Below are 21,029 nucleotides of genomic sequence, written 5' to 3'. Positions count from 1 at the left end.
GCGTTAAAAGGTCAGGTCAGTGTCAGTTCGGTGTGGCACAGCGACAGGCCAAGGGTGGCGCGTCGGCGCAGCCAAGGGCCAGGCCGGTAACGCGGATCCCCGGTCAATTCAGTCATGCGCTGCAGGATGGTCAGCAAGCGTTTGCTGCCGACATTGTCGCCCCAGGCCAACGGCCCCTGCGGATAACCCAGACCCCGGCGCACGCCCTCATCCAGGTCTTCGACACTGGCGATGCGCTGTTGGACGATATCGCCGGCCAAGTTGACGATCATCGCCAGCACCCGTTGGGCGATGAAGCCGACACTGTCATTGATCACGCTGACACCGACGCCGTCGCGAGCTAGCAACGCATGCGCGGCATTGCGCATGTCGAGTCGGGTTGCCGGGTTCACCATCAGCGTGCGGTAGCGAGCGCAGTCGAGCAGCGGGTCGATGCATACCGTGCGCTCCGGGTCGGTGGCAAAGCACTCTGCGGCACAGGTGGCATCCAGGCCATAGGGCGCCAATAAGCAGAGTGCTTCGCTGGACGGCGTGGCACCCCGCTCTACCTGCGCGCCCAACTGTTCCAGCAAAACCGTAAGGCTGGCACGATCGGCCTCGTTCTCGGTGCCCAGCCACACCGGCGGCAGAGTCTCTACTACCGGCACTGTCTGTGCCTGGGGCGGATCAACCATCTGGCCGTTGGCGTATCGGTAAAAGCCGCGCCCAACCTTGCGACCGACGTAACCAGCCTCAAGCATCTGCCGAGTCAATGCAGCCGGGCGATATCGAGGCTCTTGGTAAAACTGGTTGTAGATCGACTCGATCACCGGGTGCGAGACATCCAGGGCTGTCAGGTCGAACAACTCCAGCGGCCCCATGCGAAAACCCAAGCCTTCGCGCAGGATGCGATCAATCTCGGCGGGCTCAGTCACGCCTTCCTTGAGAATTTGCAGGGCTTCGGTGCTGTAGGCTCGTCCCGCATGGTTAATGATGAAACCTGGCGTGTCCTTTGCCCTAATACCACGATGGCCCATGCGCGCCGCCAACGCCTGCAAGCGATCACCCACTTTCGGATCACTGGCAAGGCCATCGATGACTTCAACGACTTTCATCAGTGGCACCGGGTTGAAGAAGTGGAAACCTGCGACACGTTCAGGACTCCGACATTCCCGGGCGATGCTGGTCACAGATAGCGACGAGGTATTGGTTGCCAGAATGCAATCATCACCGACGACGGCTTCAAGTTGTGCGAGCAAAGCCTGCTTGGCATCGAGGCGCTCAATAATCGCTTCGACGACCAGGTCGACGTCCTTGAGCTCGGTCAGAGCGGTCGCTACCCGCAGGCGATCGCGTGTGGCCTGTGCGTCTGCGGCGAGGACCTTGCCCTTGCTCACCAGCTTGTCCAGTGTCTGTTCAAGGTTATCGAGAGCGGCTTGGGCGGCGCCTTCGCGGTTATCAAACAGCAGAACCTGAATACCGGCCTGGGCTGCAATCTGGGCAATGCCGGTGCCCATGATGCCAGCCCCCACAACCGCCATATGGTTGATCTCGCGTGTCATGAATCACTCTCCCGAGAAGGTGGCTTTGCGTTTTTGAAGAAAGGCACTGGCGCCTTCTTTCTGATCCCTGGAATCGAACAGCAACTGAAACGCCTTGCGCTCCAACGCCAGTGCGCTGTCCAGGGGCAAGTCGGCACCGAGCAACATCACTTCCTTGATCTGCGCGACAGCCAGCGGCGGCAACGCGGCTATTTCAGCAGCCAGCTCAAGCGCTCGCGGCACTGTGCGTTCGTCACTCACCACCTCGCTGACCATGCCCATGGCAAGCGCTTCGGGTGCCGCGACCAGGCAGCCCGTTAGTGCTATACGCATCGCCTGAAATTTCCCGACGGCGCGAATCAGGCGTTGGGTGCCACCGGCGCCCGGCATCAGGCCAAGCTTTACCTCCGGCTGACCGAAGCGTGCCGATTGCCCTGCAACGATAATGTCGCAGTGCATCGCCAATTCGCAGCCGCCCCCCAAGGCGAAACCATTGACTGCAGCGATCACTGGTTTAGGGCAACGAGCAATGGCCTCCCACAAGTACTCCGTGTGGCGGCGGTACATCTCGATAGGACTGGCCTCGGCAAACTCGCGGATGTCGGCACCGGCGACAAAGCACTGTTCACCCCCGGTGAGGACGATCGCACGCACCTGATCATTGCCGGCCAGATCACGAAAGATTTCCGCCAACTGTTCGCGCACAGCGCTGTTAAGTGCGTTTTTGACTTCGGGCCGCTGGATCCGTACGACGGCAACGGCGTCATCGCGGATGTGCAGATCCACTACAGCTTTAAGCTGGGAGTCCATACCTACCTCTTATTTTTGTTTCGATATACGAAACTTAATACCGTAATAACGATCAATCATAGATACGCTTCTAAATTTCTGTAAACAGGCAAACCAATAAATTTGGTTTAACCTCTTATTTACAGTGCATTACAAGCTTTTCATAAATAGATTGGTTTTTTGTTTAGCACCAAATACAATTTCGACAGGCGAAATTGTATTTTATTTTCTTGCATTTCTCGAAAGCGAGGTTCTACCATGGGTCGCAACAAGACAGATCACCAAGCCGTGGACAAGACGAAAGGAGCGGATGAAATCGGCTTACTGAAGATGGGCATGCTGGATCCCGCCAGCGCGCTGAGCGAAGACGAGAACAGTGGTCAGTTCGTAACGGCGTTGGCACGCGGACTTGAGCTGATGAGGTGTTTCACCCCGCGCGACAACGTACTGGGCAATCAGGATCTGGCGCGAATGACCGGCCTGCCCAAACCGACGGTGACGCGTCTGACCAATACGTTGATGCGCCTGGGCTGCCTCAAGCGTGAAGTGCATTCAGGCAAGTATCAGCTGGACGTAGGTGTGTTGGGTTTCGGTTACGCCATGTTGTCGAATCTGGCGATTCGCACGGTGGCTCATCCCTTGATGGAGGAATTGGCCAATCACGCTCAGGCCGCCGTCGCCATGGCCGCCCGGGATCGTCTTCAGATGGTTTACCTGGATGTGGTTCAGGGTCAGGGCAACATGACCATGCGGCGGCAGATCGGCAGCTACCTGCCACTGGCACAGAGTTCGGTGGGCCGGGCATGCCTTGCGGCGATGTCGGAAACCGAGCGGGAGTTTCTGCTCGACCACATTCGCCAGCGTGAATCGGAGCAATGGCCAGCCATTCGCAAGGGGCTGGATAAAGCGTTCAGGGATTTCGCCGACTACGGCTTCTGCCTGTCGATCGGTGAGTGGCACCGCGACGTCAACTCCGTTGCAGTGCCATTGCTACACCCGCAGTACGGGTTACTCACCTTCAACTGCGGTGGACCGAGCTTTCAGCTACCCCGTGAACAGCTCGTGGACGATATCGGGCCTCGCCTGATCAACATGGTCAATAACATTGGCGCCGCTGCTCGCTGACGCAACGGAGTAACGGCGCCCTAAAAAACCGGCTCGCTTTTGCGAGCCGCAGGAGCGCACATGATCCGTGATACCGAAACCCTGCAGATGTTGTTGGATTCCCTTCGTCAGTTCGTTAGCGAGGTGCTGATTCCCCGTGAAAACGAAGTGGCTGACACCGACGCTATCCCCCAAGATATCGTCGAGCAGATGAGGGAAATGGGTTTGTTCGGCCTGACGCTCCCGGAAGAGTTTGGTGGTTTGGGCGTCACGATGGAGGAAGAAGTGAATATCGCCTTCGAGCTAGGCCGCACTTCACCAGCGTTTCGCTCTTACATCGGAACCAATAACGGGATCGGCTCAATCGGTATCCTCCTGGACGGTACTGAGGAACAGAAACATTACTACCTGCCCAAGTTGGCCAGTGGCGAGCTGCTCAGCTCCTTCTGCCTGACGGAGCCTGACGCAGGCTCAGACGCCGCCTCGCTCAAAACCAACGCCGTGCGCGACGGCGACAGCTACATTCTCAATGGCACCAAGCGCTTCATCACCAATGCCCCACATGCCGGAATCTATACTGTCATGGCGCGAACCAATCCCCAGATAAAAGGCGCCGCCGGCATCAGCGCGTTCATTGTCGAGCGCGGCACACCCGGTGTTTCGCTGGGCAAGCCCGACCACAAAATGGGCCACAAGGGTGCTCACACCTGCGACGTCATATTCGAGAATGCGCGAGTCCCGGCCAGCCAATTGATCGGCGGTGTCGAAGGCGTAGGCTTCAAGACTGCGATGAAAGTGCTCGACAAGGGTCGCCTGCATATTGCGGCCCTGAGTGTCGGCGCCGCCGAGCGGATGCTCGACGATGCCTTGCGTTACGCGCTGGAACGCAAACAGTTCGGTCAACCAATCGCCGAGTTCCAACTCATCCAGGCCATGCTTGCCGACAGCAAGGCTGAAATCTATGCGAGCCGTTGCATGGTGCTGGATGCCGCACGCAAGCGTGACGACGGACGTAACGTAAGCACCGAAGCCTCCTGCGCCAAGATGTTCTCCACTGAAATGTGCGGACGGGTCGCCGACCGTTGCGTGCAGATTCATGGTGGTGCCGGCTACGTGAGCGAGTACGCCATCGAACGCTTCTACCGGGATGTTCGCCTGTTCCGCATTTACGAAGGCACTACCCAGATTCAGCAGATAGTCATCGCCCGAAACATGATCCGCGACGCTCAACGCTGAGGCTCCTGGCTTTCAATTTCCGATTCAAGTGCCCTCCCCAAATAAATACAAAAAAGGTAACACCATGGACGCTGCAGCTCAGGCGAGTGTGACTACGCACGCCAAAACCAGTACCTGGGTGCTGGTCTTCATATTCTGCTTTCTTGGATTGTTGATCGACGGTGCCGATCTGATGCTGCTTTCCTACAGCCTCAGCAGCCTGAAGGCTGAATTCGGCCTGAGCAACGTAGAAGCTGGCAGTCTGGGTAGCTTCACCCTGGCTGGGATGGCCATTGGCGGCATCTACGGTGGCTGGGCCTGCGATCGCTTCGGCCGGGTGAAAACCGTAGTCTGGAGTATCGTACTGTTTTCCGTCGGCACCGCTGTTTTAGGCCTGACGCATAGCTATTGGCAGTTCGCGATCACCCGTTTTGTCGCCTCGCTAGGGATCGGCGCACTGTACGTGGCGTGCAATACGCTGATGTCCGAATATGTGCCCACCCGCTACCGCACAACGGTACTCGGCACCCTGCAGGCAGGCTGGTCAGTGGGGTATATCGTTGCGACGCTGCTAGCGGGTTGGATACTGCCGAGCCATGGCTGGCGCTGGCTGTTTTACATCGCGATTGTTCCGGTGATCCTGGCAATGGTGATGCAACGTTTCGTGCCGGAGCCACAAGCCTGGATTAACGCTCAGGCCGAGCGCACCAGGAAGAAAATCACGGGCGTCCAAAATCGGCTCTCCGAAAAGCGCGAAAGCATGTACAAACTGATCTTCAGTGATCCGAAAGCCAGCCGGATGTTTATCTTCTGGGCGCTGACTGCAGGCTTTCTACAGTTCGGTTACTACGGCGTGAACAACTGGATGCCGACGTACCTGGAAAGCGAACTGGGCATGAATCTCAAATCCATGACCGGATACATGGTCGGCACATACACCGCCATGATCCTGGGAAAAATTCTTGCTGGCCTGGCGGCTGATTGTATCGGGCGTCGTACCGTGTTCGCCTTTGGGGCCTTGGGGACCGCGGTTTTCCTGCCGGTCATCGTGCTGTTCCAAAGCCAGGAAAACATACTCTGGATGCTGGTGGTATTCGGCTTTTTGTATGGTATTCCATACGGTGTGAACGCCACATACATGACCGAAAGCTTCGAAGCCAAATTTCGCGGGTCTGCCGTAGGCGGTGCCTACAATATTGGGCGTCTGGGCGCTGCAATTGCTCCGGCTGCTATTGGGTTCCTCGCCTCTCATGGTTCGATCGGTGTGGGTTTCCTGGTCATGGGAGCGGCCTACTTCATCTGCGGTGTGATTCCCGCGCTGTTTATCAAGGACAAGCAGTTCGACCCGCAAAAGCAATAGTGCTTTGCAATACCTAGACGCCTGTCGGTGCGTCTTATTAGGCAAGGCTGTCCATGGCACTCAAGTAAAAAAACCGGCGCTTTATGCGCCGGTTTCAAACTTAAAAGGGATAAGGCTGGTTAGAGGGTTCAACCGTTACCCATTTGACCTCGGTAAACTCCTCAATGACTGCACTGCCATCGAAGCGTCCGTAGCCACTTTTCTTCATTCCACCGTATGGAGCCTGCGGCTCATTTTGGACAGTTGCTCCATTGATGTGTACGCAGCCCGCATCAAGTCGGCCAGCCAGATCCAATGCCCGAGTGACATCGCGACTGAATATTGAAGACGAAAGACCGTAGGCAGTGTCGTTGGCCACCTCCAGCGCTTGCTCGGCGCCCTTCACCCGAACGATAGTGGTCACCGGGCCAAAGGTCTCTTCGTCGTAGATCGACATCTCACGGGTAACCCGATCGACCAGCGTCGGGCCCATCAAGGCGTTTTCCGCCAGGCCGCCAGCGACGATGTCAGCGCCCTTTCCAATGGCATCGTCGAGTAAATAATTGATCCGTTGTACCGAGCCTTGGCCGATCATCGGACCAATCACGCAGTTGGGTGTCGTCGTTGGAACGCCCGTCTCCAGTGACCGTACGCGTTCGGCGAAACGGGAAACGAATTGATCGGCAACCGCTTCATCGACCACGAAACGCTCGGTCGACATGCAGATTTGCCCCTGGTAAAGGAACGCTCCGAAAACGGCAGCATTGACTGCCCCATCGATATCCGCGTCATCCAGAACAATGAAAGGGGCTTTGCCACCCAGTTCCAGGAGGCAGCGTTTGAGATGACTGGCGCAGGTCTGGGCAATCATACGGCCGACCTTGGTTGAGCCTGTGAAGTTCACTCGACGCACAACGTCATGCGCGACCAACGCTTCCGTCACAGCAGACGCGTCCTCTGGCGCGCTGATCAGAAAGTTCAAGACCCCCGCCGGCAAACCGGCATCGTAAAACGCTTCGGCCAACAACGCATGCGTTCGTGGGCTGCTTTCAGAACCCTTGAAGATCACCGTATTGCCACACGCCAGTGGGTAGGCGATAGCCCGTGCGCCAAGAATGACCGGCCCGTTCCAAGGCACGATGCTCAGTACCGCGCCCACCGGTTGGCGCAACGTCATCGACAATGCGCCGGGCTTGTCGGTAGGTATGGTTTCGCCTTTGATTTGTGTGGTCAGGGCTGCGGCTTCACGCAGCAGGTTGGCCGATGCGCCCACGTTAAATTGTGCCCAGAGTTGCGAAGCGCCAATCTCTTCGGCCATGACCGAGCAGAACTGCGCCATTTTCGATTCCAGGGCATCGGCGGCCGCGAGCAGTATGCGGCGGCGTTCGGTTGGGCCGGTTTTTGACCATGTTTGAAAAGCGCGCTGGGAAGACTCGGCTGCGCGGATGGCGTCTTCGACGCTGCAGGCTGCACCTACACTCACGGTCGCGTCACTGAGCGGATTGATGCGCTGGAAAGTCTTGCCATTGGAGGCGTCGAGCTTTTGATTGTCTATTACGATTTGAACGGTCATTGCTGGTTCCTTGGGAGATCGAAAAAGTTAGACCGAAGCAGGGACTGGCATGCGGAGAATCGGTTTGATGGTGACACCGCGCTCGCTATCGGCCATCGCCTGGTTCACCTCATCGAATTCGTAAAACTTGCATAGCTTGTCGAAGGGGAATCGGCCCTGCAGGAAGAGATCAACCAGCTTCGGAATAAAAGCATTGGCAACGACATCGCCTTGCACGATGCCCATGATGCGTTTGCCGGGAATCATCACGTCGTTGATATTGAATGCGACCTCGGTACCCACTTTGGTAGCGCCGACAATGCCACAGGTGCCAAGCGTGGTGACTGAGTCGATCGCCTGGCGCAACACCTCGGAGCGACCGGAGCATTCAAGGCTGTAATTGACACCGCCCTGAGTGATGGCCTGAATGCGTTGAACCGGATCCTCTTCGCGACTATTGATGACATGGGTCGCTCCCAGTTCGAGAGCCAGTTCCAGCCGACTCGGAGTGACGTCCACAGCAATGATGGTCGTAGCGCCAGCGACCTTCGCCGCCATTACCGCCGCCATCCCGACCGCGCCTGCACCAAAGGCGGCGAAGCTCGATCCTGCCTCAACCCTGAGTGCATTGAGAACTGATCCTGCGCCCGTCTGAATACCACAACCCAGCGGCCCCAAGAGTTCCAGTGGTGCCTGCTTTGGGACTTTGACGACGTTGCGCTCATTGGCGATCGTGTAAGTGGAAAACGAGGATTGGCCAAAGAAATGGTCGTGGATGGTGTGGTCGCTGCCACATGCGCAAGCGGAGGTGCTGCCGTCGAGCCGGCCACCACCAAAGTTCAACGGGTGCATGTGTGTGCAGTGCGCCGGGTGGCCCGTTTCGCAAGGCAGGCAAAGACCGCAGGACATGTACGTCATGACCACGTGATCGCCCGGTTGTACGGTCGTCACGGCAGAACCGACTGCATCGACGATACCGGCACCTTCATGACCGAGGATGATGGGCAGAGGAGTGGGAAACAGCTGATCACGCACCACCATGTCAGTGTGGCAAACACCTGTAGCGACCACACGCACGCGCACTTCGGTTGGCCGAGGAGCCTCGAGCAAGACATCCTCAATTTGCAAAGGGGCTCCCGAGGTGCGTAATACTGCGGCACGGATGTTCATCGATTGTGCATCAGTCCGGGACATCGTTGTCTCCTTGAAGTGGTTCGTCGACGTCGAGTGAACGTCGGTTGGTCAGGCAGACTGCAACGCACGCGGGCGTTGGCTGCGATGGGTTGCTTGTTCGCTGGCGGCCGGACGCAGGCTGAAATTGAAAGTCATCTCGGCGAAACGCCCTGCCACACCCATGGCGGCGGCTCGTTCCTCGTCTTCCACAAAGCGAACTTCGCCGATCAATCCGTCACGCGTCGCATAGGCGAAGTCGTCCCACAGGTACTTGTCATTGGACAGATTGATCTGGGTGGTCAGATGTTCATGCCCAGGGGCAGAAATGAAGAAGTGGATATGTGCGGGTCGCTGACCGTGGCGGCCCAAGTGATCAAGGCATTCCTGAGTCGGGCCGGCTGGATCGCAACCGTAGCCCGAGGGCACGATGCTGCGAGCCCGGTAACAACCATTGGCGTCCGTGAGAATCCGGCGACGCAAGTTGAATTCAGACTGGCTCTTGTCGAAGTAGGAGTAGTTGCCCTGGGTGTTGGCTTGCCACAAATCCACGGTGGCTCCAGCGATCGGCTGACCGTTCAAGTCGGTTACGCGCCCTTCCAGAAACATCACCGTTGCTGTGCCATCCTCGGTCCCATCATCCATTCGAGTTTGGTACTCACACAGTGGTGCACCGGCGACGTACAACGGGCCTTCAATTGTCCGTGGGGTGCCACCGGTTCGACCCGCTTCAGCGTCCCTGGCATCCGCCAGCAGATCAAGGAAGTGTTCGATGCCAAGCCCGGCGACCAGCAAACCTGCTTCGTTTCTGGCGCCCAGGCGGTTGACGTAGTCCACCGCACCCCAGAACTCATCGTCGCTGATCTGCAGATCTTCGATCACTCGGGCGACTTCCTGCAGCAACCGTAAGACGATCTGCTTGCGGCGCGGATCGCCTGCATTGTTGTCCAGTCCCGAGGCTTCTCGGAAGAATTGCTGCAATTGCGGCAGTTGAGAAATTTTCACTGTCATTTCGATTCACCTGATCTTATTGGTATGCACCCACGAAGAGAGCCGCTGGGTGCTCCCTCCGCGCGTGTCGGTTCAAATCATTACGCGACTGCTCGCCAGCCCAACTGGGCACGGGCCTCTTGAAGGTCGGACTGCATGTCGTGATTCCACAGCCAGTCGAAGCGCTCGGCGAGGGTTTTGCTCAGTAGTTGTTCGTCATCGGCCACAGCTGGATCACGCATTTCATAAAGCTCCCCGGCTTCCCAGGAGGTACGCTGCACACGGCAGGCACGGGGACGACGGATGGCGTCGTAGGCTTCGAGCACCGCCTGTGGCTGGCTGTCCAGGACCTGTGGATCGGCCAGCAATCGCGCCAGAAGCCAGGCGTCTTCCAGGCCCTGACCTGCTCCAGCGCCCTGGTGTGGCAACATCGCATGCGCAGCATCGCCGATCAGACCCACGCGGCCGTGCACGTAACCTGGTAATTCATCGAGTTCATGCAGCGCCCAAAGGGTGGGGGATGGAATGCATTCGAGCAGAACCCGAGCAGCATCTCCCCAATGGTTGAAGGCAGAGAGCATTTCTTCCTGGCTGGCATTGCGTACCCACGGAGCATCGCTTGGCCAGGTTGGATCAGGACGACTGCGATCGGAAATGAAGGCCACAACGTTGATAAGCCGGCCTTGTTTGACGGGGAACGTGAGGATATGAGCATCAAGCCCCAGGTACATCTGCGGGACGTCGATCAAGTGTTCATCGACACCCCGGGCCCGGTAGGCCGCGCGCAGTTGTTGGCTGTCGATCATCCCGCGATAGGCGCAGGTACCACTGAAACGCGGCGCCACCAGGGGTTGGCCAAGACCGTTGAGAACATGATCACGAATCGATGACTTGATACCGTCCGCGGCGATCAACAGGTCGCAGCGATGCTCAGTGCCATCGGTGAACACCACTCGAGCCTGTTCGGCATCTTGCTCCACACTGACGGCGCGCTTGCCGAATTGAGCGATTCCGTCCGGCAACTGGCTGGCCAGCGCATCGAGGAAGTCAGCACGGTGTACCGATGACTGCCCTACCCCTTCGGCCAGGCTTGCGCCCAGATAACCGGCATCTTCACCACGACGCCATTCGAACCAGATGTCCTGCCAGGGATCCTGCGTCTGGTCGGCAATCTTGCGGTAGGGTTCGGCAATACCCAGGCCCGCAATGGCACGAACGGCGTTGGCGCCGAACGAGACACCCGCTCCGACCTCGCCAAAGGCAGGCGCCGACTCGAATAATTGCACGTCGAGGTGGGAATGACGGCAAAGGTCCAAGGCCAGAGCCACGCCGGCGATACCGCCGCCAACAATGCCGATTTGCAGTTTGGATTGAGAAGTACGCATAGCAAGTTACCCATGAGGCTGATTGTTATTGGAGTAAGCAAATCATCGCCATCCGAGCGCTATTGATAAATACCGCAACTCCCATACATCCCATCATGGGTGTGAATATTACTCGTCAGGTCGACCAGTCATCGGCCGGACGAGCCCTCCCCGGGCTCGTCTTTTGCTGCAAAGGTTACTGCGCCGGTTGCCGGGATAAAGCAGCCTGACGGCCTGGAGCGTTCTGAATCAGAAACACCAGAATGGCGATGGCCCCTACCAATCCTGGTATGGCGAAGATGAGAAAGCTGGCCTGCAGCGGCAGTGATGAAGCGTGCAGTGCCCCACCCAGCAGCGGACCGATGATGGCTCCGGTGCGACCGATATCCATCGCCCAACCAAGCCCGGTAGAGCGTATATGCGCGGGGTAATACTGCACCGTGCAAGCGTTTGCCAGGATCTGCGTGCCAATGGTGCACGCCCCGGCAATGGCGATAAGTAAATAAAGAACCGGTAACGGCGCCTTGAGCGCCAACAGGCTCAGGGCTAACGCTCCGCAACTGAAAAACGCGAACAAGACCTTGGCGATTCCAATCCGGTCCCCCAGCCATCCTCCGGCCACCGCGCCAATGATCGCGCCGACATTCAACGCCAACAGAAACGCCAGGCTGGAATTCAATCCATAGCCCGCTGCAGTCATGAGTTTTGGCAGCCAGGAGCTCAATGCATAAACCATCAGCAAACAACAGAAAAACGCCAGCCACAGCATGAAGGTCTTTAACTTGCGCCCGTCCTGGAACAGCTGTGCAATTGACACAGTCGTGCCTTTGGCGACCCTCTGGTTCAACTGGTCATTGGCGGTGGATTGGTAAGACGGCTCGGCTTGTGCCAGCAGGTTTTGAGCCTTCACGGTCTGCCCGGTGCGCAGCAGGAAATCAATCGACTCCGGCAATTGGCGTATCAGAAATGGCAGAGCCAACAGCGGAACCAGCGCGACATAGAACACGGCTTGCCATCCCCACTGCGGGATCAGCACCATGCCCAGGCTCGCCGATAACATGCCGCCCAACGAGTAGCCACTGAACATGATCGCCACCAGGGTGCTACGGGATTTTTTCGGCGCGTACTCGTTCATCAACGCCACAACGTTGGGCATCACCCCGCCGATGCCCAGGCCAGCGATGAACCGGCACAACGCGAACGCCTCGGGGCTTTTCGCCAGGCCGTTGATCGCCGTGACCCCACTGAAGATCGCGACACACATCATGATGGTTTTACGTCGACCTATACGATCCGACAGTGAACCGAAAAACAACGCCCCCAGCATCATGCCCACCAGCGCGCAACTGCCTAGCGCACCAGCCTGCAACGAACTGAGGCCCCACTCGGTCATCAATGAGGGCAATACGACCCCATAGATGACCAGATCGTATCCGTCGAAAATGATGATCAACGCGCACCAGAACAGCACGCGTGCATGGAAGGCATTGAAACGTGCCCCGTCAATCAGGGCTGATACATCGATCGTACGCATGGCATCGCTCTTTTTGTCATTGTTATAGAGCCGGAAGATCTAGCGCCTCCGGAAAATTGCGAGCTGCCCAATGGACGCAGAGCGTTCAGAGTCGGGCATAGATTCGATCATGGGCAAACCAACAACCGGGATAAATGCAGCCAGGCGAATACTCATTATTTCGATCGTGAATAAAGCTCGAGGTTAAGCAAACGCCCCGTATATCTCTCAATGGACGCGATGTTAGGCGCTTGTTAGGCTTGGAGCCCTTGCAGCGGCGATTTCAGAGCGGTGCAGACCCAATAACGGGCAAAGATCTATCGCCCTCATGAACGCAATCTGCACGAGGCGTTATGGAATTACGTGAGCTTGACCTCAATCTTCTTCTGGTATTCAACCAACTGCTGGTTGACCGCCGGGTATCGACCGCGGCGGATAATCTCGATCTGACCCAGCCCGCTGTCAGCAACGCGTTGAAACGCCTGCGTGTCGCCTTGAACGACGAACTTTTCGTGCGCACTTATCAGGGAATGGAGCCCACGCCTTATGCCCGGCAGTTGGCCGAACCCGTCGCACAGGCCATTCAGACCTTACGCGATGCACTGAGCCGACAGGACACGTTCGACCCGCTCAACAGCAATCGCAGATTTACCATGGCAATGACCGATATTGGTGAAATCTACTTCATGCCACGGCTGATGGACGCGCTGGCTGAACGCGCGCCGGGCTGCTCGATCAGCACGCTGCGCAACACCTCCAATACCTTGGCCGAAGGGTTGCAAAACGGTGCGATCGACCTCGCCGTTGGATTACTGCCACACCTGCAAGCCGGTTTTTTTCAGCAGCGCCTGTTCCACCATCGCTACGTCTGCATGTGCCGCAAAGACCACCCCGCTACCCGGGAACCGTTAACGCTTGAGCGTTTTTGCAGTTATGAGCACGTTCGCGTCGTGGCGGCGAACACGGGACACGGCGAAGTCGATACGTTTCTGGCGCGGGCCGGTATCGAGCGAAACATACGCCTGGAGGTCCCCCACTTCGTCGCCGTTGGCCACATCCTTCAACGCACCGACTTGATGGCCACAGTGCCTGAGCGGTTCGCCAGCAGTTGCGAACAACCCTTCGGCCTTGCGGTGCTACCGACACCCGTGGAATTGCCCAACATCGAGATCAATCTGTTCTGGCACGCACGCTATAACAAAGACCCCGCCAATCGTTGGCTTCGCCAGCTGATGTTTGAGTTGTTTTCGGATTAAGGCACCTGAACGAGTAATGCTGCGACGCCAAAGCAGGATTCTTCAACGCCTCGACATGAATGTTCAATACTCATGCCGGCGCTCATTCCATGCTCGAACCTCAAACAAAAAAAATAATGAGGAGAGATGGCAATGGCACACCCAGACATCCGTAACCTTGTGATTTCAGACGGCCCTGCCGCGGCGCTCTACCAGCCCGGGCGGATCGGCACCTTGCAATTGCGCAACCGTTTCGTACAAGCACCGATCTTCACTCAGTTCGCCAGCACCTTCGGTGAGGTTGACGATAAGCTCATCGAATACCATCGGGCCCGCGCCCGAGGAGGCGTTGGTCTGATCATCACCGAGAATACCTCTATCGATTGGGAAGTCGGGCGCACCGCGGGTCACCCGATGCGAATCGACCACGACAGGTTCATTGGCGCACTCAGCAACCTGGTCGACGCAGTCCACGGCGAAGGCGCGAAAATAGCCGTGCAGCTGCACCACACCGGGCGCCAGAACTCCCAAAGCAATACAGAGCGTAATGAACCGCCACTGGCACCGACAGCCGGTATCACCAGCGCGTTCGGCACCCCGCCGCGCGCAATCGAAGAACATGAAATTCCAGGATTGATCGACAAATATGTTCAGGGTGCCCGGCGCGCGGTGGCCGCTGGCTTCGATGCCGTTGAGCTGCACGGTGCACACGGCTATTTGCTCGGCCAGTTTCTCTCCCCTTTCACAAATAAGCGAACCGACCGCTGGGGCGGATCCCTGGAGAACCGTGCCCGTTTCGCCCTTGAGGTCGTGCGCGGGATTCGCGGACAGGTCGGTGCAGAATTCCCGATCCTGTATCGCCTTAGTGTGATGGAGCCGTACGAGGGCGGTCTCTCATTGGAAGATGGCCTGGCCTTTTGCGAAATGCTCGAGCCTTACGTCGACGCCCTGGATGTCAGCGCCGGGAACTACGACACGGCGATGACGTTGCTGCCCATGGTCGCGCCAGGCTCATTAGTGAATTATGCCAAGCTCGTAAAACAGCGTGTCTCGATCCCGGTGATTGGCGTCGGTCGTCTCACCTGGCTGTTCGACGAGATGGCACAAGCGGTGTCTGACGGCGAACTCGACTTTGTGGCCTTGGGTCGATCGGGTCTGGCGGACCCCGAAACAGTCAACAAGACACGGCGCGGGCAACCGCAAAGTGTCCGCCGCTGCCTGGCGGTCAATGAATGCATCTCGCGGTGGATGTTCAACGGCAAAGGCACCCAGTGCGTGATCAATCCGACCCTCGGACAGGAGCGTCGCGCAAGTGATGCTCGCCGCCCTGCTTCCAGACAGGAGCGAGTATTGATTGTCGGTGGCGGACCGGCCGGTTGTGAGGCCGCGATACTGGCTGCCGAGCGTGGACATAGTGTGAGGTTGGTCGAGAGAGCGGATCGCATCGGCGGCCAGCTCCATGCGTGGGCAGCCGCGAGCCCGTTTCGCATGGAGGTCAAGAACATGATTGCGTTTTACGAGAGCGAACTCGAACGCGTAGGCGTCGACGTTCATCTCAATACCGATGCAGCTGACTTGGACCTGAGCCCATGGGACACCGTACTGCTTGCGACCGGTACCGTTGCGCAGGATCGCGGCCCGGATGTGGCCGATATGCTGGCAAGCGCCAATTTGCCTGTGACGGACGAGGTCACCGTATTTGGTGAAACCGAGGCAGCAATGTTCGCTGCCCTGTGGCTGGCGGAGCAAGGCAAAAAGGTCAGCCTTGTTTCACCCGCGGATAGCGTGGGTATCGACACCAATGATATGCAGCGCGAGCATCTCGCCGGCCTTCTCAAGCATCTGGACGTATCGATCAACACGGCAGCAAAGGTGCCTGATGATGGTTACGTAGTAATGGCGACCGCCCGTGCGCCTTCAACGGTTCTGGAGGAGTCGGTCGATGACATTCGCGTCTACAGCATCGGTACAAGGTCCCGTGGTGGGCGGATGTATGAGGCGACCCAATCCGGTTTCTGGGCGGCGGCGAAAATAGGAGAGTTGTCATGAATGTTCGTGCAATTGAACACGTAGGCATTACCGTTCCCGATATGGAAGCGGCAACCCGATTCTTCGTCGAGGCCTTTGGTGCCGAGAAGCTTTACGACATGCTCGACGCTCCCCTGGGAGGGCCTGAGGTAGAAGCGGGACTCGGCATTCCGCCCGGTGCAGTGATTGCCTCAATCCGGATGCTGCGTCTGGGCAACGGCCCCAACCTGGAGCTGTTTTCCTACACTGGCGTCCAGCAGTTGCAGCCGATTGTTCCGAGCGACTTTGGTATTCAGCACATCTGCATCTACGTTGACGATATCGATGCCGCTGCCAATCGCCTCGAGAAGGCCGGCGGCGTTCTGCTCAGCCGACCCGGCGACCTCCCGGGTGGTGACGCCGGACCAGGTAATCGCTACGTGTACACCCGCACCCCTTGGGGAAGCACGATTGAATTGGTGACTTACCCCTCATCGCAAGCCTATGAGCGTCACACTCACCTGCGCCGCTGGCGACCGGACTTGACCGAGCCGGGTGACCACGAAATCCAGGCGCAGTAAGAAAAGGCTTGCCAGACGAGCGGTGGAAATTCCCCCGATCGATGGCAAGCCTGTTTTGCGTACAAATTTGAAGAATGTGTTAATTTTTAAATCTGTGTTCTCGATGCCTTCAACGCTCAAAAGCCGCTAAGTACTGATAAAAACTCCACAGCCAATACAAATAAAAAGGGAGTTGTGATGAGTGCCATCCTGCTAACGCCAGAAAAAATGCTGGACGTTATCCCTGGTGAAGTAACGATCAAGGGAACCGTTGAGAGCGCGTCTGATAACGGCGTGTCGATCCGGGGTTACCGCTTTGACAAAACCGAAGTCAGTATTCCCTGCATGCGCGATTACGAGTTGGTGAGATGGAAATCAGGTACGTCAAATCTGGGCTTCCACGATGGCAAGCAATGGCAAAAATGGTCCGTTGGCGATAACGACGTCACCATTTTGACCCGAGGCGAATCATCCAGGTGGTACTGGATGAACGATATCGAAGTCAGTCATATCTACATTTCGCAAGCCATGATGGCCAAAGTCGCCAATGAAGTCTTTCAACAGGATGTTGACGGCGTTTTTGTCGACCACTGCCCGCTCGTCAACGACGCGAAGCTCTCCAGACTCATGGCGACCTATGAAATGGAGTGCCTGAGTGGCGAACCGGGGAGCAGCATCTTCGCCCAGACGCTGGAAATACAGATGTGCATCCATCTGCTGCGTCAGTACGTGCGGTGTGACCTCAGAGACAGCGATCAAGCGTCACGCCTGACAAACCTCAAACGCGACCAGCTTCAGCAATACATCGATTCACATCTGTCCTGCCCCATTTCTGTCAAGGAAATGGCCACCATCGTCGACCTGAGTCCGTCGTACTTTGTACGAGTATTTGGGGCTGTATACGGGGTCTCTCCCCATCAGTACGTTCAGTCGCGCCGTTTGAAAAAGGCCGAGCGCATCCTGTCGACGGTGCGCGATATTCCGTTGAAGGCGGTGGCCATGGATTGTGGATTCTCGGACCAAAGCCATATGACCCGACTGTTTCAGGAAAAACTGTTCATGACGCCCAAACAGTATCGCGAGAAAAACGCCTCCAGGCTTTTTTGCTCATCGGCCTTGCAGTAACGAAACAGCGCGTCGGCCAATCACCCAGACACCATCCGGGAATGTTGGCCTTTTCAGTTAGCCTGCTGCCCAATACCGAACATCATTGGCTGTGATCTCATGCCCGGAAAAAAGCCCGGGCAACTCTGCCTTGAGAAAGTCCACCCAAGTCCTCACCTTGGCATCCAGAAAACGCTTGGAAGGATAGAGTGCGTAGACGTTTCGCTCCCTGAGCCGGTGCTCGCCCAGCAGGCGCAGCAGCGTGCCCTCGCGCAGCGACCGGGTGGCGGTGTAGAACGGCAACAGGCTGATGCCCATCCCGGCCTCCGACGCATTGACCATCGCCTCGGGTACGTTGCTCTGGAAGGTCTTGCCAGGCACCACTGAATGCTCACCCTGCTCGTCACGCAAGACCCACTCATCGCCGTACAAAGGGTCAAGCATGCGCAGGCAGCTATGTTGATTCAGTTGTTCCGGGTGAGTGGGCAGGCCCCGACGCGCAATGTACGCAGGCGATGCGCAAAGCATGCTGAAAATGCGCCCTACCGTTTGGGCAACGAATTGTGAATCCTCCAACTCCTGGGCAATGGAGATGACCACGTCGTGTCCGTCTTCAAGGGGATCGGGGTTTCGCTGTGACAAGGTCAATTCAACCACCACGTCCGGGTAGAGCTCGCAGTAGCGGGCAATCAGTGGCGTCATCAAAACGCCCAACCCGTTCAAACAATGCAGTCGCAAGCGGCCACTGGGCTTGAGGTGAGCGCCACGCGCTTCCGCGGTGGCCTCGGCCATGTCGTCCAGAATTTGCCGCGCCCGCAGCAGAAAGCGTTCACCCGCTTCGGTCAGACTCAAGCGTCGGGTGGTGCGCTGCAGCAGGCGAGCCTGCACGTGCTGCTCAAGATCAGCCACCAGCCGAGACACTTGCGCCGTGGAAAAGTCCAGCGCCTGTGCGGCGGTGGTAAAGCTGCCTGCGTCGGCTACACGCACAAATACCCGCAGGCTGTTAAGCAAGTCCATGAACCCTCCGGCGGCAATGACTGTTGCGTCTGATGTAACGCTGCATCAAGTACAGCCCTCTTTATCCACATCGGTAGAAGAATAGAATTGACTCATCGAAACACCACGGAGAAAAACCATGAAGACCTTGTTGAGCGTACTGCTGGCCCTGACTACAACCGCCGTCATGGCTGCCGAGAGCAAGCCGGCCGCGACACCTCCATCCCTGGATATCGCCAAGGTCATCTCGGTAAGCGATACCTCGACTGCCTGCGAAGTCGTGCCGGCGACCATGGTCTACATCGACCACCAGGGTGAAACCCATAAAGTGACCTATCAGGTAATGGGCATGTGCTCGGGCGTTTGAGAGACCGGGACCATCACCGTGTTCAGACCGCTATCCGGGTTGCGTGCAGTGCCAACTCGTGCAGACTGGCCAAGCGCTGCATGATGCGCTCGACCACTTCCAGCCTGGCCACCGCACCACTGCGTAACTCCCCCATCGACTGCAATGCGACCTCGGCCTTGTCCAGGCCCAAACGCGTTGAATCGGCAAGCTGTTCAAGACCCTGACGGGCATCCTGTGCCGACTTTTCAAGGCCCGTGGCGATCTGCCGGATTTGCGCACTGGAGTCCGCAGCCTGACGCGACAGATTGCGCACCTCGTCCGCCACCACAGCAAAACCCCGACCATGATCACCGGCTCGCGCGGCTTCGATCGCGGCATTGAGCGCCAGCAGATTGGTCTGCCGGGCGATGTCCTGGATGCTGCCGACAATCGCACCGATGCGTACCGACTGGCTGCCCAGCTCATCGAACACCTGATCCAGGCGTTGCAGATACTGATCAAGATCCCCAAGCACGGCAGCCGAAGACTGCATGCTCACAGCACTGGCCTGTACCCGCTCACCCGCGCCACGCGCCAACTGGTTGGCAAAGCGCATGTCCTCCTCGGTTTGCTGCACCACTTGAGTCAAGTGTTCGAGTGCCACCTTTACCTGAGCGCCCGGCCAGGCAGGCTCGAGCACTTCAACTACCCGTACCGGCTGGCGCTGATAAAGCACTGCCGCCGCCAGCAGCAACAGGTCGATGAGGCCGGCATACATCAGGTGCATGCCGTTACCGGCAGCGAGCAGCACAACCGCCCCACCCGCTGCAACCAGGGCCAGTCGCGCCCAGCCTTTATTGCTCATACAAGCCTCCAGATCACTCACAACAACGTCCAGGTGTAACTCAGGATCAGCCGGTTCTCATCGATATCACTGCGGTAATTGGAGCGCGCCATTGCATTGCGCACCCGCACGCCAAGCCCTGCGAAGGTGCCGCTCTGCACGACATAACCGAGGTCCAGGTCGCGTTCGCGGTCCTTGCCTTCAAAGCCCTTGCCGGTCTCGACGTTGTTGCCGGTGATGTAGCGCACGGTGCTGGTCAAGCCCGGCACGCCGAGGGCGGCGAAGTCGTAGTCGTAGCGCGCCTGCCAGGAACGCTCGTCGGTGGAGGCGAATTCATAGGTCGGTACTTCGTTGCCGAGCGGCGAGATGTTGGCAAATACCCGGGGAAACGCGCTTTCACCAAACATGCCCTGGTAGCCGACGTAGAAGGTGTGGCCGCCGTACTTGGCCGACAACAGGGAGAAGAACGCCTGGTTGTCGATATTGCCCAACAGCTTCTTGCCATCCTCCTTCGCGTCGAAATAGCCCAGGTTCGCGCCCAGGGTCCAACTGCCCAGGGGCTGGCTGTGTTTCAGGCCCAGGAAGCCTTGCTGGTAGATGTCTTCCAGTTGCCCGTACCAGGCACTGACGCTGGTGTGTTTGTCGTTGAAGACGTAATCGCCGCCACCGTAGTTGAACGCATCACTGCTGGCCTGGCGCTGAGGCACGTAGCTGAGCATGGCCTGCATCTTCTCGTCGCCGGCCTCATTACGCAGGTGGGTAGAGCTCAGATGGCCGCCTTGCAGCGTCAGGCCATTGATCTCGCCGGAGGTGATGCTCGCCCCCTGGTAACTGGGTGGCAGCAGACGGATGTCACTGAACACCAGCACCGGCACGTTGGGTTGCAGCTCGCCAACGCGCAGTTCGGTTTTGGAGTAGCGCAGCTTCAGCGTGCCTTCCAGGCGGCTGTAGTCATCGGCCGCACGGCCATCGCTCTGCACCGGCAACAGGCCGGTGTTGACCCGGTCCGGGCTGCTGTCGAGCTTGAGCCCGAGCAGGCCGATGACATCGACGCCGACACCGATCGGCCCCTGGGTGTAACCGGACTTGGCATTGAGGATAAACCCCTGGGCCCACTCCTCGGCCTTCGACTGCTTGTTAGCGCCGACAATGTCCGAGTAATCCCGGCTGAAGTAGTAATTGCGTGCCTGCAAGGTAGCGGTGGCATCCTCGATAAAACCGCCCTCGGCGGCCATCAACTGGCTGGAACAACCCAAGGCGACAGCCGTGGACAAAAGCGTACGAGTTGCATGAATGGTTGGCTTCATCGATGTGCTCTTATTTTTGTTATGTACGAGGCAAGGCGTGGCGGCAGCACTGTTGCGCGCCATGTAAAACACTGTTACGCATAGTGCAAATC

The 21,029-nt window shown here is 57.9% G+C and carries 17 protein-coding genes and 1 pseudogene; 8 read left to right on the top strand and 10 right to left on the bottom strand.

Going from position 1 to position 21,029, the window contains the following annotated elements; genetic code table 11:
* Nucleotides 1-11: 11 nt before the first annotated feature.
* Entirely contained in the window at nucleotides 12-1,541 is a 1,530-nt protein-coding gene (locus tag HK44_RS02465; RefSeq protein ID WP_019689171.1) for a 3-hydroxyacyl-CoA dehydrogenase, read from the bottom strand.
* Between the two features lie 3 nt (nucleotides 1,542-1,544).
* A complete protein-coding gene (locus tag HK44_RS02460) occupies nucleotides 1,545-2,330 on the bottom strand; it encodes an enoyl-CoA hydratase (protein ID WP_019689170.1) in 786 nt (261 codons plus the stop codon).
* 237 nt (nucleotides 2,331-2,567) lie between these two features.
* Here HK44_RS02460 and HK44_RS02455 point away from each other — a divergent pair, with 237 nt between their 5' ends.
* The 3 genes from HK44_RS02455 to HK44_RS02445 all read left to right on the top strand — a co-directional run bounded on the left by HK44_RS02455 (nucleotide 2,568) and on the right by HK44_RS02445 (nucleotide 5,988).
* The gene (locus HK44_RS02455; RefSeq protein ID WP_019689169.1) at nucleotides 2,568-3,434 is read left to right on the top strand and encodes an IclR family transcriptional regulator; all 867 of its coding nucleotides are present in this window, start codon (nucleotides 2,568-2,570) and stop codon (nucleotides 3,432-3,434) included.
* A gap of 60 nt (nucleotides 3,435-3,494) precedes the next feature.
* Complete coding sequence (locus tag HK44_RS02450) at nucleotides 3,495-4,649, top strand: acyl-CoA dehydrogenase family protein (protein ID WP_019689168.1); 1,155 nt, start codon at nucleotides 3,495-3,497, stop codon at nucleotides 4,647-4,649.
* 64 nt (nucleotides 4,650-4,713) lie between these two features.
* Entirely contained in the window at nucleotides 4,714-5,988 is a 1,275-nt protein-coding gene (locus HK44_RS02445) for an MFS transporter (protein ID WP_019689167.1), read from the top strand.
* A 100-nt stretch (nucleotides 5,989-6,088) separates the two neighbouring features.
* On the opposite strand, the gene HK44_RS02440 is transcribed toward HK44_RS02445, so the two are convergent.
* The 5 genes from HK44_RS02440 to HK44_RS02420 form a co-directional block, all read right to left on the bottom strand.
* On the bottom strand, nucleotides 6,089-7,540 hold the full coding sequence (locus tag HK44_RS02440) for an aldehyde dehydrogenase (RefSeq protein ID WP_019689166.1): 1,452 nt from the start codon (nucleotides 7,538-7,540) through the stop codon (nucleotides 6,089-6,091).
* Between the two features lie 27 nt (nucleotides 7,541-7,567).
* A complete protein-coding gene (locus HK44_RS02435) occupies nucleotides 7,568-8,713 on the bottom strand; it encodes an NAD(P)-dependent alcohol dehydrogenase (protein WP_019689165.1) in 1,146 nt (381 codons plus the stop codon).
* Nucleotides 8,714-8,761: 48 nt separating this feature from the next.
* Nucleotides 8,762-9,700, bottom strand: a complete 939-nt coding sequence (gene catA / locus HK44_RS02430; RefSeq protein WP_019689164.1) for a catechol 1,2-dioxygenase — start codon at nucleotides 9,698-9,700, stop codon at nucleotides 8,762-8,764.
* 80 nt (nucleotides 9,701-9,780) lie between these two features.
* Nucleotides 9,781-11,064, bottom strand: coding sequence for a salicylate 1-monooxygenase (salA, locus tag HK44_RS02425; protein ID WP_019689163.1), 1,284 nt, complete (start codon nucleotides 11,062-11,064; stop codon nucleotides 9,781-9,783).
* A 175-nt stretch (nucleotides 11,065-11,239) separates the two neighbouring features.
* Nucleotides 11,240-12,577 carry an MFS transporter gene (locus HK44_RS02420; RefSeq protein ID WP_019689162.1) on the bottom strand — a complete coding sequence of 446 codons (1,338 nt, stop codon included), beginning with the start codon at nucleotides 12,575-12,577 and terminating at the stop codon, nucleotides 11,240-11,242.
* Nucleotides 12,578-12,909: 332 nt separating this feature from the next.
* Here HK44_RS02420 and HK44_RS02415 point away from each other — a divergent pair, with 332 nt between their 5' ends.
* The 4 genes from HK44_RS02415 to HK44_RS02400 all read left to right on the top strand — a co-directional run bounded on the left by HK44_RS02415 (nucleotide 12,910) and on the right by HK44_RS02400 (nucleotide 17,483).
* Complete coding sequence (locus HK44_RS02415; RefSeq protein ID WP_019689161.1) at nucleotides 12,910-13,812, top strand: LysR family transcriptional regulator; 903 nt, start codon at nucleotides 12,910-12,912, stop codon at nucleotides 13,810-13,812.
* Between the two features lie 132 nt (nucleotides 13,813-13,944).
* Complete coding sequence (locus HK44_RS02410; protein ID WP_019689160.1) at nucleotides 13,945-15,840, top strand: FAD-dependent oxidoreductase; 1,896 nt, start codon at nucleotides 13,945-13,947, stop codon at nucleotides 15,838-15,840.
* Nucleotides 15,837-16,379 carry a VOC family protein gene (locus tag HK44_RS02405; protein ID WP_019689159.1) on the top strand — a complete coding sequence of 181 codons (543 nt, stop codon included), beginning with the start codon at nucleotides 15,837-15,839 and terminating at the stop codon, nucleotides 16,377-16,379. Before HK44_RS02410 ends, HK44_RS02405 begins: the two co-directional genes overlap by 4 nt.
* Nucleotides 16,380-16,556: 177 nt before the next feature.
* Nucleotides 16,557-17,483 (top strand): helix-turn-helix domain-containing protein, encoded by a 927-nt coding sequence (locus HK44_RS02400; RefSeq protein ID WP_019689158.1) that lies wholly within the window; start codon nucleotides 16,557-16,559, stop codon nucleotides 17,481-17,483.
* Nucleotides 17,484-17,540: 57 nt separating this feature from the next.
* On the opposite strand, the gene HK44_RS02395 is transcribed toward HK44_RS02400, so the two are convergent.
* Nucleotides 17,541-18,479 carry a LysR family transcriptional regulator gene (locus HK44_RS02395; protein ID WP_019689157.1) on the bottom strand — a complete coding sequence of 313 codons (939 nt, stop codon included), beginning with the start codon at nucleotides 18,477-18,479 and terminating at the stop codon, nucleotides 17,541-17,543.
* Nucleotides 18,480-18,597: 118 nt separating this feature from the next.
* Here HK44_RS02395 and HK44_RS02390 point away from each other — a divergent pair, with 118 nt between their 5' ends.
* Nucleotides 18,598-18,825 carry a DUF2790 domain-containing protein gene (locus HK44_RS02390; protein WP_019689156.1) on the top strand — a complete coding sequence of 76 codons (228 nt, stop codon included), beginning with the start codon at nucleotides 18,598-18,600 and terminating at the stop codon, nucleotides 18,823-18,825.
* A 22-nt stretch (nucleotides 18,826-18,847) separates the two neighbouring features.
* Here HK44_RS02390 and HK44_RS30365 read toward each other — a convergent pair.
* Nucleotides 18,848-19,249 (bottom strand): annotated as a pseudogene (locus HK44_RS30365) (methyl-accepting chemotaxis protein); the annotation flags it as partial.
* 419 nt (nucleotides 19,250-19,668) lie between these two features.
* A complete protein-coding gene (locus HK44_RS02380) occupies nucleotides 19,669-20,937 on the bottom strand; it encodes an OprD family porin (RefSeq protein ID WP_019689154.1) in 1,269 nt (422 codons plus the stop codon).
* Nucleotides 20,938-21,029: the final 92 nt, after the last annotated feature.

The sequence above is a fragment of the Pseudomonas fluorescens HK44 genome (genome assembly GCF_000217955.3).
GTDB classification, from domain to species: Bacteria; Pseudomonadota; Gammaproteobacteria; order Pseudomonadales; family Pseudomonadaceae; genus Aquipseudomonas; species Aquipseudomonas fluorescens_AQ.
This window is presented reverse-complemented; position numbering and strand designations above follow the sequence as displayed.

Excerpts from the sequence above, each read along its gene's own strand:
- HK44_RS02465 (WP_019689171.1), bottom strand. The coding sequence starts at position 1,541 with ATGACACGCGAGATCAACCATATGGCGGTTGTGGGGGCTGGCATCATG.
- HK44_RS02460 (WP_019689170.1), bottom strand. The coding sequence starts at position 2,330 with ATGGACTCCCAGCTTAAAGCTGTAGTGGATCTGCACATCCGCGATGAC.
- HK44_RS02455 (WP_019689169.1), top strand. The coding sequence starts at position 2,568 with ATGGGTCGCAACAAGACAGATCACCAAGCCGTGGACAAGACGAAAGGA.
- HK44_RS02450 (WP_019689168.1), top strand. The coding sequence starts at position 3,495 with ATGATCCGTGATACCGAAACCCTGCAGATGTTGTTGGATTCCCTTCGT.
- HK44_RS02445 (WP_019689167.1), top strand. The coding sequence starts at position 4,714 with ATGGACGCTGCAGCTCAGGCGAGTGTGACTACGCACGCCAAAACCAGT.
- HK44_RS02440 (WP_019689166.1), bottom strand. The coding sequence starts at position 7,540 with ATGACCGTTCAAATCGTAATAGACAATCAAAAGCTCGACGCCTCCAAT.
- HK44_RS02435 (WP_019689165.1), bottom strand. The coding sequence starts at position 8,713 with ATGTCCCGGACTGATGCACAATCGATGAACATCCGTGCCGCAGTATTA.
- catA (WP_019689164.1), bottom strand. The coding sequence starts at position 9,700 with ATGACAGTGAAAATTTCTCAACTGCCGCAATTGCAGCAATTCTTCCGA.
- salA (WP_019689163.1), bottom strand. The coding sequence starts at position 11,064 with ATGCGTACTTCTCAATCCAAACTGCAAATCGGCATTGTTGGCGGCGGT.
- HK44_RS02420 (WP_019689162.1), bottom strand. The coding sequence starts at position 12,577 with ATGCGTACGATCGATGTATCAGCCCTGATTGACGGGGCACGTTTCAAT.
- HK44_RS02415 (WP_019689161.1), top strand. The coding sequence starts at position 12,910 with ATGGAATTACGTGAGCTTGACCTCAATCTTCTTCTGGTATTCAACCAA.
- HK44_RS02410 (WP_019689160.1), top strand. The coding sequence starts at position 13,945 with ATGGCACACCCAGACATCCGTAACCTTGTGATTTCAGACGGCCCTGCC.
- HK44_RS02405 (WP_019689159.1), top strand. The coding sequence starts at position 15,837 with ATGAATGTTCGTGCAATTGAACACGTAGGCATTACCGTTCCCGATATG.
- HK44_RS02400 (WP_019689158.1), top strand. The coding sequence starts at position 16,557 with ATGAGTGCCATCCTGCTAACGCCAGAAAAAATGCTGGACGTTATCCCT.
- HK44_RS02395 (WP_019689157.1), bottom strand. The coding sequence starts at position 18,479 with ATGGACTTGCTTAACAGCCTGCGGGTATTTGTGCGTGTAGCCGACGCA.
- HK44_RS02390 (WP_019689156.1), top strand. The coding sequence starts at position 18,598 with ATGAAGACCTTGTTGAGCGTACTGCTGGCCCTGACTACAACCGCCGTC.
- HK44_RS02380 (WP_019689154.1), bottom strand. The coding sequence starts at position 20,937 with ATGAAGCCAACCATTCATGCAACTCGTACGCTTTTGTCCACGGCTGTC.